General features: G+C 69.4%; 16 protein-coding genes. 2 read left to right on the top strand and 14 right to left on the bottom strand.

Features of this window, described 5'->3' with window-relative positions:
- Positions 1–3: 3 nt before the first annotated feature.
- On the bottom strand, positions 4–666 hold the full coding sequence (rimP, locus tag CXQ96_RS18080; RefSeq protein WP_258059070.1) for a ribosome maturation factor RimP: 663 nt from the start codon (positions 664–666) through the stop codon (positions 4–6).
- Between the two features lie 75 nt (positions 667–741).
- Between rimP and CXQ96_RS18075 the strand changes: the two genes are divergently transcribed.
- Together CXQ96_RS18075 and CXQ96_RS11545 are read left to right on the top strand one after the other, a co-directional pair.
- The gene (locus CXQ96_RS18075) at positions 742–1,989 is read left to right on the top strand and encodes a DUF4439 domain-containing protein (RefSeq protein WP_146070869.1); all 1,248 of its coding nucleotides are present in this window, start codon (positions 742–744) and stop codon (positions 1,987–1,989) included.
- Positions 1,976–3,034 (top strand): aminoglycoside phosphotransferase family protein, encoded by a 1,059-nt coding sequence (locus tag CXQ96_RS11545; protein WP_104118200.1) that lies wholly within the window; start codon positions 1,976–1,978, stop codon positions 3,032–3,034. The genes CXQ96_RS18075 and CXQ96_RS11545 overlap by 14 nt, the downstream gene beginning before the upstream one ends.
- Positions 3,035–3,064: 30 nt before the next feature.
- Here the strand turns inward: CXQ96_RS11545 and CXQ96_RS11540 are convergent, their stop codons facing one another.
- The 13 genes from CXQ96_RS11540 to CXQ96_RS11480 form a co-directional block, all read right to left on the bottom strand.
- Positions 3,065–3,874, bottom strand: coding sequence for a TSUP family transporter (locus CXQ96_RS11540; RefSeq protein ID WP_104118199.1), 810 nt, complete (start codon positions 3,872–3,874; stop codon positions 3,065–3,067).
- 6 nt (positions 3,875–3,880) lie between these two features.
- Complete coding sequence (locus CXQ96_RS11535) at positions 3,881–5,680, bottom strand: proline--tRNA ligase (protein ID WP_104118273.1); 1,800 nt, start codon at positions 5,678–5,680, stop codon at positions 3,881–3,883.
- A 125-nt stretch (positions 5,681–5,805) separates the two neighbouring features.
- Positions 5,806–6,624, bottom strand: coding sequence for a GNAT family N-acetyltransferase (locus tag CXQ96_RS11530; protein WP_258059069.1), 819 nt, complete (start codon positions 6,622–6,624; stop codon positions 5,806–5,808).
- 37 nt (positions 6,625–6,661) lie between these two features.
- Positions 6,662–7,828 carry a flavodoxin-dependent (E)-4-hydroxy-3-methylbut-2-enyl-diphosphate synthase gene (gene ispG, locus CXQ96_RS11525; protein ID WP_104118272.1) on the bottom strand — a complete coding sequence of 389 codons (1,167 nt, stop codon included), beginning with the start codon at positions 7,826–7,828 and terminating at the stop codon, positions 6,662–6,664.
- 98 nt (positions 7,829–7,926) lie between these two features.
- Complete coding sequence (locus CXQ96_RS11520) at positions 7,927–8,217, bottom strand: YciI family protein (protein ID WP_104118197.1); 291 nt, start codon at positions 8,215–8,217, stop codon at positions 7,927–7,929.
- 10 nt (positions 8,218–8,227) lie between these two features.
- A complete protein-coding gene (locus CXQ96_RS11515; protein WP_104118196.1) occupies positions 8,228–8,677 on the bottom strand; it encodes a hypothetical protein in 450 nt (149 codons plus the stop codon).
- A gap of 46 nt (positions 8,678–8,723) precedes the next feature.
- Positions 8,724–9,356 carry a MarR family transcriptional regulator gene (locus CXQ96_RS11510; RefSeq protein ID WP_104118195.1) on the bottom strand — a complete coding sequence of 211 codons (633 nt, stop codon included), beginning with the start codon at positions 9,354–9,356 and terminating at the stop codon, positions 8,724–8,726.
- 39 nt (positions 9,357–9,395) lie between these two features.
- The gene (locus CXQ96_RS11505) at positions 9,396–10,739 is read right to left on the bottom strand and encodes an RIP metalloprotease (protein ID WP_104118194.1); all 1,344 of its coding nucleotides are present in this window, start codon (positions 10,737–10,739) and stop codon (positions 9,396–9,398) included.
- Positions 10,736–12,013 carry a 1-deoxy-D-xylulose-5-phosphate reductoisomerase gene (gene dxr, locus CXQ96_RS11500; RefSeq protein ID WP_104118193.1) on the bottom strand — a complete coding sequence of 426 codons (1,278 nt, stop codon included), beginning with the start codon at positions 12,011–12,013 and terminating at the stop codon, positions 10,736–10,738. Before dxr ends, CXQ96_RS11505 begins: the two co-directional genes overlap by 4 nt.
- A gap of 105 nt (positions 12,014–12,118) precedes the next feature.
- Complete coding sequence (locus CXQ96_RS11495; RefSeq protein ID WP_104118271.1) at positions 12,119–12,940, bottom strand: CoA ester lyase; 822 nt, start codon at positions 12,938–12,940, stop codon at positions 12,119–12,121.
- The gene (locus CXQ96_RS11490) at positions 12,937–13,458 is read right to left on the bottom strand and encodes a MaoC family dehydratase (protein WP_104118192.1); all 522 of its coding nucleotides are present in this window, start codon (positions 13,456–13,458) and stop codon (positions 12,937–12,939) included. Before CXQ96_RS11490 ends, CXQ96_RS11495 begins: the two co-directional genes overlap by 4 nt.
- Positions 13,455–14,105: a CoA transferase subunit B gene (locus tag CXQ96_RS11485; protein WP_104118191.1), complete on the bottom strand. Its 651-nt coding sequence runs from the start codon at positions 14,103–14,105 to the stop codon at positions 13,455–13,457. The genes CXQ96_RS11490 and CXQ96_RS11485 overlap by 4 nt, the downstream gene beginning before the upstream one ends.
- Positions 14,106–14,107: 2 nt before the next feature.
- A complete protein-coding gene (locus CXQ96_RS11480) occupies positions 14,108–14,884 on the bottom strand; it encodes a CoA transferase subunit A (protein ID WP_104118190.1) in 777 nt (258 codons plus the stop codon).
- Between the last annotated feature and the right edge of the window lie 6 nt (positions 14,885–14,890).

Below are 14,890 nucleotides of genomic sequence, written 5' to 3'. Positions count from 1 at the left end.
TCCTTAGGCGTGGTGCACAGCGCCGGAGATGTCCGGATCGGCCCCATCGCTGTCATCGTGGTGTTCATCCTCAAGATGCGCGAATTCGACCTGGACGGTCCCCTTGCGGATCTTGGAAAACTCGAGGGCGAGCGGATCGCCCTGTTTCGGCTTCATGCCCTTCTTGACCGGCAGCTGGGGGATCAGCCGGATGCCCGTGGCGGTGACCTCCTGCAGGCGCCCGACGACGACGTCGCCGCTGACGGGCTTCACCTCGACCATGCGTCCGACGCTGCGGCGCCAGTGCCGCGGCTCGGTCAGGGGGCGGGAGACTCCGGGCGAGGAGATCTCGAGGTTGTATGGACGGTCGTCGTCCTCGGGATCGCTGTCCATCGCCGCGGAGAGGTCCGTCGAGATGGCAGAGATCACATCGAGCCCGACGCTTCCCGAGGCGTCCTCGGGCAGGTCGACGACGACATGAACCGTGCGGTGGGATCCGGCGACCTTGATGTCGACATCCTCGAGATAGAGGTTGTGCTGCTCGACCACGGGCTGCAACCTGGTCCGCAGGCGCTGCGCTTCAGCCTGCAGCTCGGCCTCGACGGCCGATTTGCGGCTCGAGGCATGATTTTCGTTCCCGGACCGGACCGCCATGGCTGCCTCCCACTCGATGATGTTGTCCTTCAAGAGTACCGACTTTCCGTGGCGCCCGGTGTATGGCCCGGTGAAACGCGGGCTGCCGTGGCATCATCGGAAACTGTGATGAACCGGGGTCAGGAGAGCAGGCAGCAGGCAGGCGGAGGGCGCGTCGCCGCCGCTGCCGGGCTCGCCGTGCGCTGGTCCGGACGGCTCATCGGTCTTGTCATCGCGGTCCTTCTCGTCGTGGGTATCGGGGTGGGCGTCCGCTCGCCGGAACCTCAGGAACGCGTCTACTCGGCATCGGAACAGGCACAGCTCGACGCCGAGGACCGCTTCCGCGCACTGGCCGAGGACGCGCGTGCCGCGGCGGCCGTCCAGCCGGCCCTCGCGGACCGACTGACCGCAGCGGCCTCGGACCTCGACGTCCAGGCGGACGCCGTCGCGCTACCCCGCTCCCCCACCCCGGCGCCGACAGCGCCCTCGGTCGAGTCGGACGGAACCACGGAGAACGGCGGCACGGCAACCGGGCGGACGCCGAGCCCGTCAGGGGATTCGCCGGATCCCGGCTCCACTCCCGCCACCCCGCCCGTCGACGGGATGCTGGTGCTGTCGATGCTGCAGGAGAGCGCCCTCGAAAGCCTCGGCGACGCCGTGTCGGCCGAGCCCGGGGCGGCCAGGGTGCTGGCCTCCGCCGGAGCGAACCAGTGGTGGCACGCCACAGCGCTCGGTCGGGTGCTCGGCGTGTCCCCGGATCTCCCGCCGGTCGGAGAGTCTGCGGGTACTGCTGCCGAGGACCAGCCCGGTGCGACGACGCCGGCTCGGGCAGAGGACGGAACGATTGCCGGGGAGTGCGCCGGGACTCCGCTCGGGCCGGACGCCGACCGCCAGGCGTTGCTCACGGCGAAGAACGCGGAGGACCAGGCCCGCTACGGCTACGAGGTGGCCGCGGCGCTGCTCGAGGACGGGGCCGGAGCGCTCGCGCGATCGGCGGAGCATGACGCAGCAGCGGATGCCGCTGCCGATCGCCTCGCAGCGCTGTGCGTCCCTGCCGCTCCGGCTCCTGCCGGCTTCACGATCGGTGCGGCGTTCCGGGCTGATCCCTCCCGTGCCCTGCGCGACCTCGAGCAGGACCACGTCGCGCTGTATGCCGGCCTCGTGTCCGCCGTCAGTCCCGATGTACGTCCCTGGGCCGTCACCTCGCTCAACGCCGCCGTCCAGCGCAGCATCGGGGCAGGCGCGGCACTCGAGCCACTACCCGGGCTCGACGACGGGCCGGAAGGCACGGCTGGCGCAGCCCCGACGAGCGCGAGCGTGGTACCGACGCCGCAGGACCCTCCTGCGCCGGCGGAAGCGGTCGATGACCAGGAATGAGGATCAGGGCGCGGAGAGCTCTTGGCACATCACGGACAACTCCCTGCCCGAACTTCCCGACCTGCCGCCGCGCCTCCTGCACAGCGCCCGGACCATCGACGGCGGGATGCAGTGGACACGGCAGTGGCGCAGGCTGCTCCTGGACCGGCTCGACGCCTGGGACCTGCAGCTCGACCTTCCGCCCGGACGGAGTGCCTGGGCCGGCCAGTGCGCCGTCGTCGTGCCGGTCCTGCGAAGCGGCACGGGGGGCATGGAGAGAGCGGTACTCAAACTCTCGATCCCGCATGACGAGGCGCTGCCCGAACCCGACGCGCTGGAACTGTGGAACGGCGCGGGCGCGGTTCGCCTGCTGGCGGCGTCTCGTCCCGACTATGCGATGCTGCTCGACCGACTCGATGGGGACCATTCCCTGAAGAACCTCCCGATCGACGAGACCCCTGCCCCCTGGGGCGAGGTTCTGCGGTTGCTGTCGCTGCCGCCGGGAGACAGCGCCCTCTGGGCCGCTTTCCCGCACCTCGCATCGGAAGCGGAGCAGTGGACCGATACCCTCCCCGCCCGCTGGGTCGAGCTCGGGGAGCCTTTTCCGCGCTGGCTCATGGAGGCTGCCCTCGAGGTGTGCCAGTCGAGGGGCGTCGTCGGCCGGCGTTCGGAGCGCGACGTCCTCGTGCACTCCGACCTCCACTACGAGAACCTCCTGCCCTCCGCGCAGGGTCAGCTGCGGCAGTTCACGGCGATCGACCCGAAGCCCGTCCTCGGCGACGCGGAATACGCGGTCGCTCCGATGCTGTGGAACCGGCTCTCCGAGCTGGACCAGGGTGACCCGGCCGGGCACCTGCGTGCCCACTGCGCCGCTCTGTCGGCTGCCGCAGGGCTCGACGGCGAACTGTCCCGCGGCTGGACCGTGGTCCGCGAGGTCCGCAACGCGCTGTCCTACCTCCACCACCGCCGCACGGGTGATGCGCAGCGCTCGCTGTGGGTGGCGAGCTCGGTGGCGGGACGCACGCTCGATGGGCTGCCATCGGTCAGCGAACTCCCGGCCCTGTAGCCGGACCGGCAGCGGGAGCCACGAGCGCTCCTAGTCACGTAGGAACGGCCGGACGTTCTCCATCCACACGTCGGCGCCCAGTTTCAGGATCAGGGCGCCGACGACGGCAAGGAACACGATCCGGATGAACCTGCTGCCCTGGCTGATCGCCATGCGGGACCCCGTGTAGCCGCCGGCCATGTTCGCGACGCCCAGCAGGAGCCCGAGTCCCCAGAGGATGGAACCGTTCGGCAGGAAGAACATCAGCGCACCGAAGTTGGTGGCCATGTTCACGATCTTCGCCTTGGCGCTGGCACCGAGGAAGTTGTAGCCGAGCAGCGTGACCATCGCGATGATGAGGAAGGATCCGGTGCCGGGTCCGATCAGGCCGTCGTAGAAGCCGATGACGAGGCCGATGCCCCCGGCCGTTCCATAGTGTCGTGCGCCCTGGTGCCGCAGTTTCGTCAGCGTCCCGACGGAGGGCTTCAGCGCGGTGAACACCGCGACGGCGACGAGCGCCACGACGATGATCGGCTTGAAGACCGACGACGGCAGGGAGGCGGCCAGGATCGCCCCGCCGAAACTCCCGACGAGGGCAATGCCCGCCATCGGAAGCGCCGTCCGCAGATCCGGGTGCGCCCGGCGGTAGTAGGTGATCGCGCTCGTCGTCGTGCCGAAGATCGATCCCAGTTTGTTGGTCGCCAGGGCCTCCACCGGCGCGATGCCGGGGACGAGCAGCAACGCCGGCAGCTGGAGGAGACCGCCTCCGCCGACGACGGCGTCGACCCATCCCGCGGCGAAGCCGGCAACGAGCACCAGCAGGATCGTCGCGAGGTGCAGTTCCTCCAGTCCCGAGCCCACGGCGGGTTAGTGCGCGGTGAGCTCGCGCAGCAGCGCGGCCGCCTCGTCGACGGGCACGTTCTGCGCCTCACCCGTCCGGCGGTCCTTCACCTCGAGCACGCCGTCCGCCAGTCCGCGCCCGACGACGACGATGGTGGGCACGCCGATGAGTTCCGCGTCGCCGAACTTCACGCCGGGAGAGACCTTCGGGCGGTCGTCGAACAGCACGGTGAGTCCAGCTGCCTCGAGGTCACCGGCGAGTTTCTCCGCGGCCTCGAACACCTCGGCGCCCTTCCCGGTAGCAACGATGTGCACGTCGGCGGGCGCGACGTTGCGGGGCCAGATGATGCCGCGGTCGTCGTGGTTGGACTCCGCGAGTGCTGCGAGGGCACGCGTCACGCCGATACCGTACGAGCCCATGGTCACGGTGGCGAGCTTGCCGTTCTGGTCCAGGACCTTGAGCCCGAGCGCTTCGGCGTACTTGCGGCCGAGCTGGAAGATGTGACCCATCTCGATGCCACGAGCGGCGACGAGCGGCCCCGATCCGTCGGGAGCCTCGTCGCCCTCACGCACCTCGACGGCCTCGATGACGCCGTCCCAGCCGAAGTCCCGACCGGCGACCAGGCCGAAGACGTGCTTGCCCTGATCGTTGGCGCCGGTGATCCAGGTGGTCCCACTGACCACGCGGGGATCAACGAGGTACCGGAGGCCGGTCGAGGCTTCGATTCCGAGGACTGCGGACCCGACAGCGAGGCCGGGCCCGATGTAGCCCTTGACGAGGCCCGGGTGCTTCTTGAGGTCCTCCTCGTTCGCGGCTTCGACCGCCACCTCCCCGCCCGTCTCGAGGTGCCCCGCGATGTTCGCCTCGATCCGCTTGAGGTCCACCGTGCGGTCGCCGGGCACGCCGACGACGACGATCTCGCGCTCACCCGTGGGCAGCACCGCGGCGAGGACGACGTTCTTCAGGGTGTCCGCCGCTGTCCAGGGCCGGTCCTCCCGCGGAGCTGCAGAGTTGGCATGCTCCACCAGCGTGTCGATGGTCGGGGTGTCAGGTGTATCCCTGACCTCTGCCGCGGGCGCGTCCGTGAAGTCGATGGCGTCCGGGACGACGGTCGTGACGGCCTCGACGTTCGCCGTGTAGCCTCCGGCCGAGCGGACGAAGGTGTCCTCGCCGATGGGGGTCGGGTGGAGGAACTCCTCGCTCTTGGAACCGCCCATCGCACCCGCGGTGGCCGTCACGGGGACCACCTCGAGGCCGAGCCGTTCGAAGATGCGCAGGTACGCGGCGCGGTGGAGCTGATAGCTCGCCTCCAGCCCCTCGTCGTCGACGTCGAACGAGTAGGAGTCCTTCATGATGAACTCGCGGCCGCGGAGCAGCCCGGCGCGCGGGCGGGCCTCGTCGCGGTACTTGGTCTGGATCTGGAACAGGCTCACGGGCAGGTCTTTGTACGAGGTGTACAGGTCCTTGACGAGGAGGGTGAACATCTCCTCGTGCGTCGGCGCCAGCAGGTAGTCCGCGCCCTTGCGGTCCTTCAGCCGGAAGATGCCGTCGCCGTACTCCGTCCAGCGGTTGGTCGCCTCGTAGGGCTCCTTGGGCAGCAGGGCGGGGAAGTGCACCTCCTGTGCACCCATCGCCTCCATCTCCTCGCGCACGATCGCCTCGACCCGGGCGAGGACCTTCAGTCCCAGCGGCAACCAGCTGTAGATGCCCGGGGCCGCACGCCGGATGTAGCCGGCACGCACCAGGAGGCGGTGACTGGCCACCTCTGCATCGGCTGGGTCTTCACGCAGGGTGCGCAGGAAAAGGGTCGAGAGTCGTAAGACCACGCGGTGTCCGTTCGTATCGGTACTGCCATTCATCTCCCCGCCGTCCGGCGGGAAACAACAGGTACCAATCTAGCCGGTCCGTCCACCGCCGACCCGTCACGCAGCCGCCTGCGGTGCCTCCGCGCCTAGAAGAGGATGGTGGCGAAGGTGTCGACCTGCGCGAAGCCGACGCGCTTGTACGCGGCGATCGCCCGGGCATTGTAGGAGTTCACGTAGAGGCTCACGGTGGGAGCCAAAGAGCGCGCCGCGACGACGACGCCGGCCATGTAGGCAGCGCTGAGGCCCTCGCCGCGGCGGTCCGGGTGCATCCAGACCCCCTGGACCTGGACGGCCTGGGACGACACCGTGCCCAGCTCGGCCTTGAAGACCACGTTGCCGGCGTCGTCGAAGGCCGCGAGGGAGTATTTCCTGCTGATGAGGGATGCCACCCGGCGACGGTAGTGCTCGGACCCGCCGATGAACGGCGAGTAGCCGACCTCCTCCTCGAACATGGCAGCGCAGGCCGGGAGCACGCGGTCGAGTTCGTCCGGATGCGTGAAGCGCAGGTCCGCGGCAGGCTCGATCAGGGGATCGGTGTCGATGGTCATGAGCGGCTGGGTCGGACGTACGTCGAAAGGCTCCCCGCTGTAGTCCTCGAGCGTCGACCAGATGTCCATGACACCTTCGGACAGCCCGAAGATCGACGAGAAGGTCCGCCCCGACCGCCCGAGGTGATCACCGAAGATGGCGCCTGTCTCGTCGGTCACGCCGATCGGTACGAGGTTCACCCCCGCCCAGCAGGCCGCGCGCAACTCGTCGTGCCGGAACATCCCGATGATCTCGCCACCCGACATCGACGGCGCCGCACTGCCGACCGACTCGAGATGGGAGGCCACGAAGACATTCGCCACCGGGTCCTCGTTCACGATGGTCCAGAGGTCCCTCGTATCAGCCTCACCGAGCACGCGGAAGGACCAGGGGCCCTCCGGATCAGGCTGGGGTCTAGCTAACGGTAACCATGGGGCCACCCTGGCCAGCAGTTTCGCCATCAGCCTCACCCATTTCCTCTGCTAGCCGCATCGCTTCCTCGATGAGTGTCTCAACGATCTGGTCCTCCGGGACAGTCTTGATGACCTGCCCGCGAACGAAGATCTGCCCCTTGCCGTTACCGGAGGCGACGCCGAGATCGGCTTCGCGGGCCTCGCCGGGTCCGTTCACGACACAGCCCATGACGGCGACGCGCAGGGGCACCTCCATGCCCTCCAGGCCGGCCGTGACCTCTTCGGCGAGGGTGTAGACATCCACCTGCGCCCTTCCGCAGGACGGGCAGGAGACGATCTCCAGCTTCCGCGGCCGCAGGTTGAGCGACTGCAGGATCTGGTTGCCGACCTTGACCTCCTCGACCGGCGGAGCGGAGAGGGAGACGCGGATGGTGTCGCCGATACCCTTCGACAGCAGCGCTCCGAAGGCGGTGGCGGATTTGATGGTGCCCTGGAAAGCGGGGCCCGCCTCGGTGACACCGAGGTGCAGGGGCCAGTCGCCACGTTCGGCCAGGAGCTCGTAGGCCCGGACCATGATGACGGGGTCGTTGTGCTTCACCGAGATCTTGAAGTCGTGGAAGTCGTGCTCCTCGAAGAGCGACGCCTCCCAGACCGCGGATTCGACGAGCGCCTCCGGCGTGGCTTTGCCGTACTTCTCCATGAGCCGAGGATCGAGTGAACCGGCGTTGACACCGATCCGGATCGAGGTGCCCGCAGCCTTCGCGGCCTCGGCGATCTGCTTGACCTGATCGTCGAACTTCCGGATGTTGCCGGGATTCACGCGGACAGCGGCACACCCCGCGTCGATCGCCGCGAAGACGTACTTCGGCTGGAAGTGGATGTCGGCGATCACCGGGATCTGGGACTTCTTCGCGATGATCGGCAGCGCCGCGGCGTCATCGGCGGACGGGCAGGCGACGCGCACGATGTCACAACCCGTCGCCGTCAGCTCGGCGATCTGCTGCAGCGTCGCGTTGATGTCCGTGGTCGGCGTGGTGGTCATCGACTGGATGCTGATCGGCGAATCGGATCCGACTCCCACCGACCCGACCTTGATCTGGCGGGTCTTGCGCCGGGGGGCGAGGACGGGCGGGGGTGCTGCTGGCATTCCTAGGCTGACCGAGGTCAAAACTTCCTCCATGCTGGCGGTCATGACCGCACGTCTTTGGGATTCCTGATTTCATTATCCACCCGGTCAGACGCTTGAGGGGTCCCGGGGGATACAGGTCACACGTGGTGGCGGAAGGCCCCGATGACGGGGTTCCATCCTGTTGTCTTGACGGCGGAGATGGCACCCACCCGGGCAAAGGGGTCCTCGCTCACCAGCTGGTTGAGGTCCGCCTCCGAATCGGCGACGAACACCAGCAGCGCGCCCGTCCCGTCCGTGAACGGTCCGGAGGCCAGGACGGCGCCCTGGTCCACGAGCCCCTCGAGCCACGCCCGGTGTGCCGGGCGGTGCTCCGCCCGGAGGTCGTCGTGGTCGGGGTTGTATACGTACTCGACGGCGAAGATACTCATGATTCTCACCCTACGTGACGTGTAGCAGGTACACCTTGATGATGGTCGCCACGCCGGCTGCCCAGAGCATCGAGGCGAGCGTGCCGATGATGAAACGCTCCGACGCTGCGGGCGTCTCCTTGAGTTCGGCATACCTCCCGAGCGCCTTGACCGCGACCACGTAGGCGATGGCGACCGGCTGACCGCCGAGAATGGCGACGGTCACCGCCAGACGCTCGAGCACCCCGATGACGAGCCCGCCGCGAAGGACCCCGGGCGGTAGCGCATCGACCGGTGCCCTGGGCGGCTCCGCGGGAGGGTCCGGCATGTCGAGCTGGGGCTGGTCCGCGGGCTCCGGCAGTTCCTCCCGACGCCGTTCGGCGGTGTCCACCGAACGCGCGAGGCGCAGCACGAGCATGGTCACCGGAGAACCGACGCCACCCGCGACGACCAGGGCTACCGCTATCCAGAGCGCGTCCACGCAACCTCCTCCGTCTCCGATCGGCGGCGCCGATCCTGCTCCATGTCTACAGCACCGCGCCCCCATCGGGCGGCGGAGGGAAGGCTCCGTCCACCCAGGCCAGCAGGCGCGCGGCCGCGGGACGGACGGCCTGTTCCTCGTGCCAGGCTGCGCGGGCCGCGGCCTTGCTCACGGCCTGCGGGCTGATACCGAGGACGCGCGCCACCGCCGTCTGGGTTCCCCGCACCCCGGGCTGCAGCAGATCGAGGATGCGCCACTCCGCGTCCGAGCGGTCCATGACGTGTCGACCGAGCAACGCCAGGACCCCTTCCGCCTCTGCAGCCCCGCGCGCGCCGTCGGGTCCTTCGACGGCGAGCGGGGCCCGGTCCCCCGTCTTCTTCGCGCGGTCGACGGCCTTCCGCGCGGCGACGAAGGCGGAACCTCGCCCTTCGCGCGGTGACGCGGGCAGCGGTCGCTCGACCTCGCCGATGCCGACTCCGACGTACCAGCCACCATCGCGCAGGCAGAGGAGCACGGCGTCCACGACGTCGGCGGCAGCCGCCACGACTCCCTGCGCCTCGTCCCCCACCGAGCGCTCCCACGGGAGCACCGCGCTGATGGGCTGCAGGAGGTCGAGCAGGTCGGGGACGCGGTCCCGGGTCGAGCGGCTCCCGGCCTGGTCGATCGTGAGGACGAACATTCTTCAACCGTATGGGGTTGAATTTTGATTTACAACCACTTAGCCGAACAGATCGACCGGCTTCACGATGTCGGCGTAGATCAGCAGAACACCCATCCCCATGAGCAGGATCGCGACGGCATAGGTCAACGGCAGCAACCGGGCCATGTCGAACGGTCCCGGATCCGGCCGTCCGAACACACGGGCGACGCCGCGGCGGAATCCTTCCCAGAGCGCACCCGCCACGTGCCCTCCGTCGAGCGGCAGCAGAGGGATCAGGTTGAAGACGAACAGCGCGAGGTTGACGCCCGCGACAAGCCCGATGAGTGTCGCGGCTCGTGACGCCACCGGTATCTCTTCCATCGCGGAGATCTCCCCCGCGATCCTTCCGACGCCCACGACGCTGATCGGCCCCTCGGGATCACGCGGAGCATCCGAGAAGGCCGCCTGCCCCACCTCGACCACGCGCTGCGGGAGGTTCAGCACCACTCCGGCCACCCGGGCCAGCGAATCGCCGACCGCCGGCAGCACCTCGCTCGCGGGTTGCGGGACGAGCTCCTGAGTGGAGCCGACACCGATGAACCCGACCTCCTGCGTCACGGCGTTGCCGTCGTCGTCGACCTCGGCCGTACCGTCCGCGGTGGCGACGGGCCGCTCCGTCAGCAGCGGCGTGATCCTGGAGTCGATGGTCTCGCCGTCGCGCACCACGGTGATGCCGACCTCGCGGCCGGCCGCATCCCTGATCCAGCCCGACAGTTCGTTCCAGTCGGTCACCTGCCGACCGTCGAAGGCGATGACGCGATCCCCTGGCAGCAGGCCCGCCTCGTAGGCAGGTGCGGCGGGATCATCGGGCGTGCACTCGGTCTGGCCGGTCGCGGCCTGCTGGCTCGCCGGGACGACGCACTCGGACACGGACGCGATCGTGGTGGTGGCCTGCGCGGTGCCGAATCCCATGATCAGCACCGCGAACAGCACCGTACCGATCAGGAGGTTCATCAGCGGTCCGCCCAGCATGATGATGATCCGATTCCAGATGGGCAGCTTGTAGAAGACGCGGTCCTCGTCCCCCGGCTGCAGCTGCTCCGCTGCCGCCTGCCGCGCATCCGTGACCAGTTGCTGGAAGACGCCGGTGCTGGACTGCCGTACGGTACCGGTCTCCGTGGTGGCGGGCGGGAACATGCCCACCATGGAGACGTACCCGCCGGCCGGGATCGCCTTGAGTCCGTACTCGGTCTCGCCGCGCCGCCTGGACCAGAGGGTGGGACCGAACCCGACCATGTACTGCGTCACGCGGACACGGAAGAGCTTCGCGGGCACCAGGTGTCCCACCTCGTGCAGTGCGATCGACGCGCCGATCCCGACGACGACGAAGAGCACTCCGGCGATGAACAAGAGAACAGTCACAGCTTTTCCTTCTGGCCTTCCGAACCGGCTACCGCAGCGGGTAGCGGCGACTCCACGAGGCCACAACGGACCCGGGCGCTCCTGCGTGCCCAGCGCTCCGCCTCGAGGACGGCGTCGAGGCCGAGCTTCCTGCCCGCGTCGCTCGCAGCCTCGCTCGCACGCTGCTCGTCGACGACGGCGGACACCGTGTCCACGATGTCATTGAAACCTATGGCTCCCCTGTGGAAGGCGTCGACGGCCTCCTCGTTCGCAGCGTTGTACACGGCCATGCGCGTGCCGCCCTCGGCGGCGGCCCGCTTTGCCAGAGCGATCGCGGGAAATGCCTGCTCGTCCAGAGGCTCGAAGGTCCATTCGGCCGGCCGCGTCCAGTCGCAGGCGCGCGCTGAGCCCGGAACGCGGAACGGCCAACCGATGCCCAGGGCGATAGGGAGGCGCATGTCCGGCGGCGAGGCCTGGGCCAGCGTGGAGCCGTCGATGAACTGGACCATGGAATGGATCACGGACTGCGGATGCACGACGACGTCGATGCGGTCCAGGGGGATGTCGAAGAGGAGGTGCGCCTCGATCACCTCGAGCGCCTTGTTGACCATCGACGCCGAGTTGGTACTGATAACGCGCCCCATGTCCCAGGTGGGGTGCGCGAGTGCCTGGGCCGGGGTGACGCGCTGCAGCTGAGAGCGTGTCATGCCACGGAACGGGCCACCGGAGGCCGTCAGGACGAGCCGGTCCACCTCGTCCGCTGTTCCGCCACGAAGGGCCTGCGCGATCGCGGAGTGCTCGGAGTCGACCGGGACGAGCTGCCCGGGGGCCGCCGCCGCGCGCACGAGCGCTCCCCCGGCGATGAGCGATTCCTTGTTGGCGAGTGCGAGCAGGTGACCGGCCGCGAGCGCGGCGAGGGTCGGTTCCAGGCCGATCGATCCGGTGATGCCGTTGAGCACGACGTCGGCGTCGGGCCAGGCCGCCACCCTCGCTGCGGCGCCGTCGCCCGCGAACAGGTCCGGGGTGTACCCCGACACACCGGCGTCGTCCGCGGCCTGTCCGATCGCGCGCTCGAGCTCAGCCTCCGACGCGGAGGCCACACCGACGGCGGGAGCCCGGACGGCGACGGCCTGCCGCGCGAGGAGTTCCAGGTTCCGCCCGCCGGCGCTGAGCCCGGCAACACTGAAGCGCTCCGGTGCCGCCGCGATGACGTCGAGCGCCTGGGTACCGATGGAGCCCGTGGAACCGAGGATGGAGACGCGCCGGTGCTGCCGGGAGGGGTTGCTGAAATCCATGGCCCCAGTATCCCGCAGTTCACCTCCCCGCTCGTCCGTTTCGGGCGATGCCCGCGGTGGACGACGGCGAAGAGCAGAGGACGGTGGTCGGCGGAGTGGACAGCGCTAAGCGCCCGCCCTCGCGATGATGCTGCGCGCGTGGCGGAGGATCGGTTCATCGACCATGCGCCCCTGGTACGTGAAGACGCCGCGCTCGCTCTCGGCGGCTGCCAGGAGGGACCTCGCGTGCTCCACCTCGGCCTCGTCCGGGGCGAAGGCGGCGCGGATCGCGGAGACCTGCGCGGGATGGATGCAGGCCTTGGCGGAGAAACCCGAGGCGGCGGCGTCGTCGGCTTCCTCCTCGAGGCCCTCGATGTCCGCGATGTCCACGTAGACGGCATCGATGGCGCCCCTCCCCGCCGCTCCCGCCGCGAGGAGTACCTGCGAGCGCGCCTGGAGGGCCACGGCCCGGTAGGTGCCGCGCGAGGTCCGGCTCGACGTCCCGCCGAGCGAGGCGACGAGGTCCTCCGCCCCCCACATCAGCGCGGTGACGCCGTCGGCCCGGGCGATGTCGGCGGCCTGGACGACACCGCGTGCCGTCTCGCACAGGGCGATCACCCCGACGTCACCGAGTGCGGTCCGGACGGCGGCGATGTCCTCGGGCGACTCCGTCTTGGCGAGCATGACGGTGCGGTATCCCGTCCGGCGGAGAGCGGCGCAGTCGAGCGCGAAGTCGGCACTACCGGCGGCGTTGAGGCGCACGACGGTCCGCTCGGGATCGAGGGCGGAGCCGGCGAGCGCCGCGCGGGCCGCCTCCTTGGCGGCGGGTGCGACGGCGTCCTCGAGGTCGAGGATCACGGTGTCCGCGCGATCGGCGGCCTTGGCATAGCGCTCCGGCCGGTCGGCAGGGCAGAACAGCAGGGCCGGCCCAAGGACGGTCCCGCTCATGCCGTCCCCTCCCGCTGTGCGGTCGACGGTGTGGTCGACGACCACATGAGCACGGACCGGGTGGCCGTCGCCACGACGTCGCCGTGCTGGTTGCGCCCCGTGTGGGACATCGACACGACGCCCTGCCCCGGCCGGGAGGACGAGGGGCGGACGGCGATGATCTCGGTCTCGGTGTACAGGGTGTCTCCGTGGAAGAGCGGCTTCGGGAAGGCGACGTCGGTGAGACCCAGCTGCGCCACGATGGTGCCCTGCGTGAGCTGGGTGACCGACTGGCCGACGAGCGTGGCCAACGTCAGCATCGAGTTGACGAGGCGCTGCCCGAAAGGTTGCTCCGCCGACCAGGCTGCGTCGAGGTGCAGCGCCTGCGTGTTCATCGTCAGGGTCGTGAACAGGACGTTGTCGGCCTCGGTCAGCGTCCGCCCGGGGCGGTGGGCATACACGGCTCCCACCTCGAGCTCGTCGAAGTACAGCCCCCTCTGCTCGATCACGCGACGCCCACCCGGACCGTGACCACTCATGCTGTCGCGTCCCCGAGATCGATCCGCAGGGGCGCACCGGTTGCGGCGATGACTTCCTCGACGGTGACGCCGGGCGCGGTCTCGCGCAGCACCAGGCCGTCGGGCTCGACGTCGATCACCGCGAGGTCGGTGACGATCCTGTCGACGCACCCCTTCCCCGTGAGCGGCAGCGAGCAGGACTCGACGATCTTCGGACGACCCGCACGGTCCACGTGCTCCATCATGACGATCAGGCGCTTGGCCCCGAAGACGAGGTCCATGGCCCCACCCATCCCCTTGACCATCTTGCCGGGGACCATCCAGTTCGCGAGGTCTCCGTTCTGCGCGACCTCCATGGCTCCGAGCACCGCGACGTCGACGTGCCCGCCGCGGATCATGCCGAACGATGCCGCGGAGTCGAAGAAGGCGGCTCCCGGATTGGCCGTGACGGTCTCCTTGCCCGCGTTGATGAGGTCGGGATCGAGGGCCTCCTCCGCCGGGTACGGTCCGACGCCGAGGATCCCGTTCTCGGAGTGCAGCACCACCTCGACACCCTCGGGGACGTAGTTCGGAATGAGGGTGGGCATCCCGATGCCGAGGTTGACGTACTGGCCGTTCTCCAGCTCCCGTGCCACCCGGGCTGCGAGCTCGTTGCGGGTCAGCGCCATGGTCATGCTCCTTCCGGCGTGCGGTCGGCGGCGAGCGAGACCGTGCGCTTCTCGACGCGTTTCTCGGTGTCGGGCGCCACGACCACCCGCTGGACGAAGATGCCGGGCGTGTGCACCTGCCCGGGATCGAGATCGCCCGGTTCGACGAGCTCCTCCACCTCCGCGATCGTGATCCGGCCGGCCTGTGCGGCGAGCGGATTGAAGTTCATCGCCGTCGCGCGGAACACGAGGTTCCCGTGGCGGTCGCCCTTCCAGGCGTGCACCAGTGCGTAGTCCGGCCGCAGGGACTCCTCGAGCACGTACTGCACCCCCTGGAAGGACCGCACCTCCTTCGGCTTCGACGCCACCGCGACCTTGCCGGCGTCGTCGTACCGCTGGGGCAGCCCGCCCTCGCTGACCTGGGTTCCCACTCCTGCGGTCGTATAGAACGCGGGGATGCCCGCGCCTCCCGCGCGGAGCTTCTCGGCGAGGGTGCCCTGCGGCGTGAGCTCGACCTCGAGTTCGCCTGAGAGGTACTGGCGCGCGAACTCCTTGTTCTCCCCCACGTACGAACTGACCGTCCTGCGGATGCGGTGGTCGGCCAGCAGGATGCCGAGCCCCCAGTCATCCACGCCGCAGTTGTTGCTGACCGTCTCGAGGTCCGTGGTCCCCTGCGCGTGCAGCGCTTCTATCAGGGCCACCGGGATCCCGCACAGTCCGAAGCCACCGACGGCGAGGGATGCGCCGTCGGGTATGTCCGCGACCGCCTCCGCCGCGCTACCAACCACCTTGTCGATCACTGCTCC

The sequence above is a fragment of the Arthrobacter sp. B1805 genome, assembly GCF_002929745.1.
Taxonomy (GTDB): Bacteria; Actinomycetota; Actinomycetes; order Actinomycetales; family Micrococcaceae; genus Arthrobacter_D.
Note: the sequence above shows the minus strand (reverse complement) of the source record. Positions and strands in the feature narration are given on the sequence as shown.

Excerpts from the sequence above, each read along its gene's own strand:
- CXQ96_RS18075 (WP_146070869.1), top strand. The coding sequence starts at position 742 with ATGAACCGGGGTCAGGAGAGCAGGCAGCAGGCAGGCGGAGGGCGCGTC.
- CXQ96_RS11545 (WP_104118200.1), top strand. The coding sequence starts at position 1,976 with ATGACCAGGAATGAGGATCAGGGCGCGGAGAGCTCTTGGCACATCACG.
- CXQ96_RS11520 (WP_104118197.1), bottom strand. The coding sequence starts at position 8,217 with ATGAGTATCTTCGCCGTCGAGTACGTATACAACCCCGACCACGACGAC.
- CXQ96_RS11510 (WP_104118195.1), bottom strand. The coding sequence starts at position 9,356 with ATGTTCGTCCTCACGATCGACCAGGCCGGGAGCCGCTCGACCCGGGAC.
- dxr (WP_104118193.1), bottom strand. The coding sequence starts at position 12,013 with ATGGATTTCAGCAACCCCTCCCGGCAGCACCGGCGCGTCTCCATCCTC.
- CXQ96_RS11495 (WP_104118271.1), bottom strand. The coding sequence starts at position 12,940 with ATGAGCGGGACCGTCCTTGGGCCGGCCCTGCTGTTCTGCCCTGCCGAC.
- CXQ96_RS11490 (WP_104118192.1), bottom strand. The coding sequence starts at position 13,458 with ATGAGTGGTCACGGTCCGGGTGGGCGTCGCGTGATCGAGCAGAGGGGG.
- CXQ96_RS11485 (WP_104118191.1), bottom strand. The coding sequence starts at position 14,105 with ATGGCGCTGACCCGCAACGAGCTCGCAGCCCGGGTGGCACGGGAGCTG.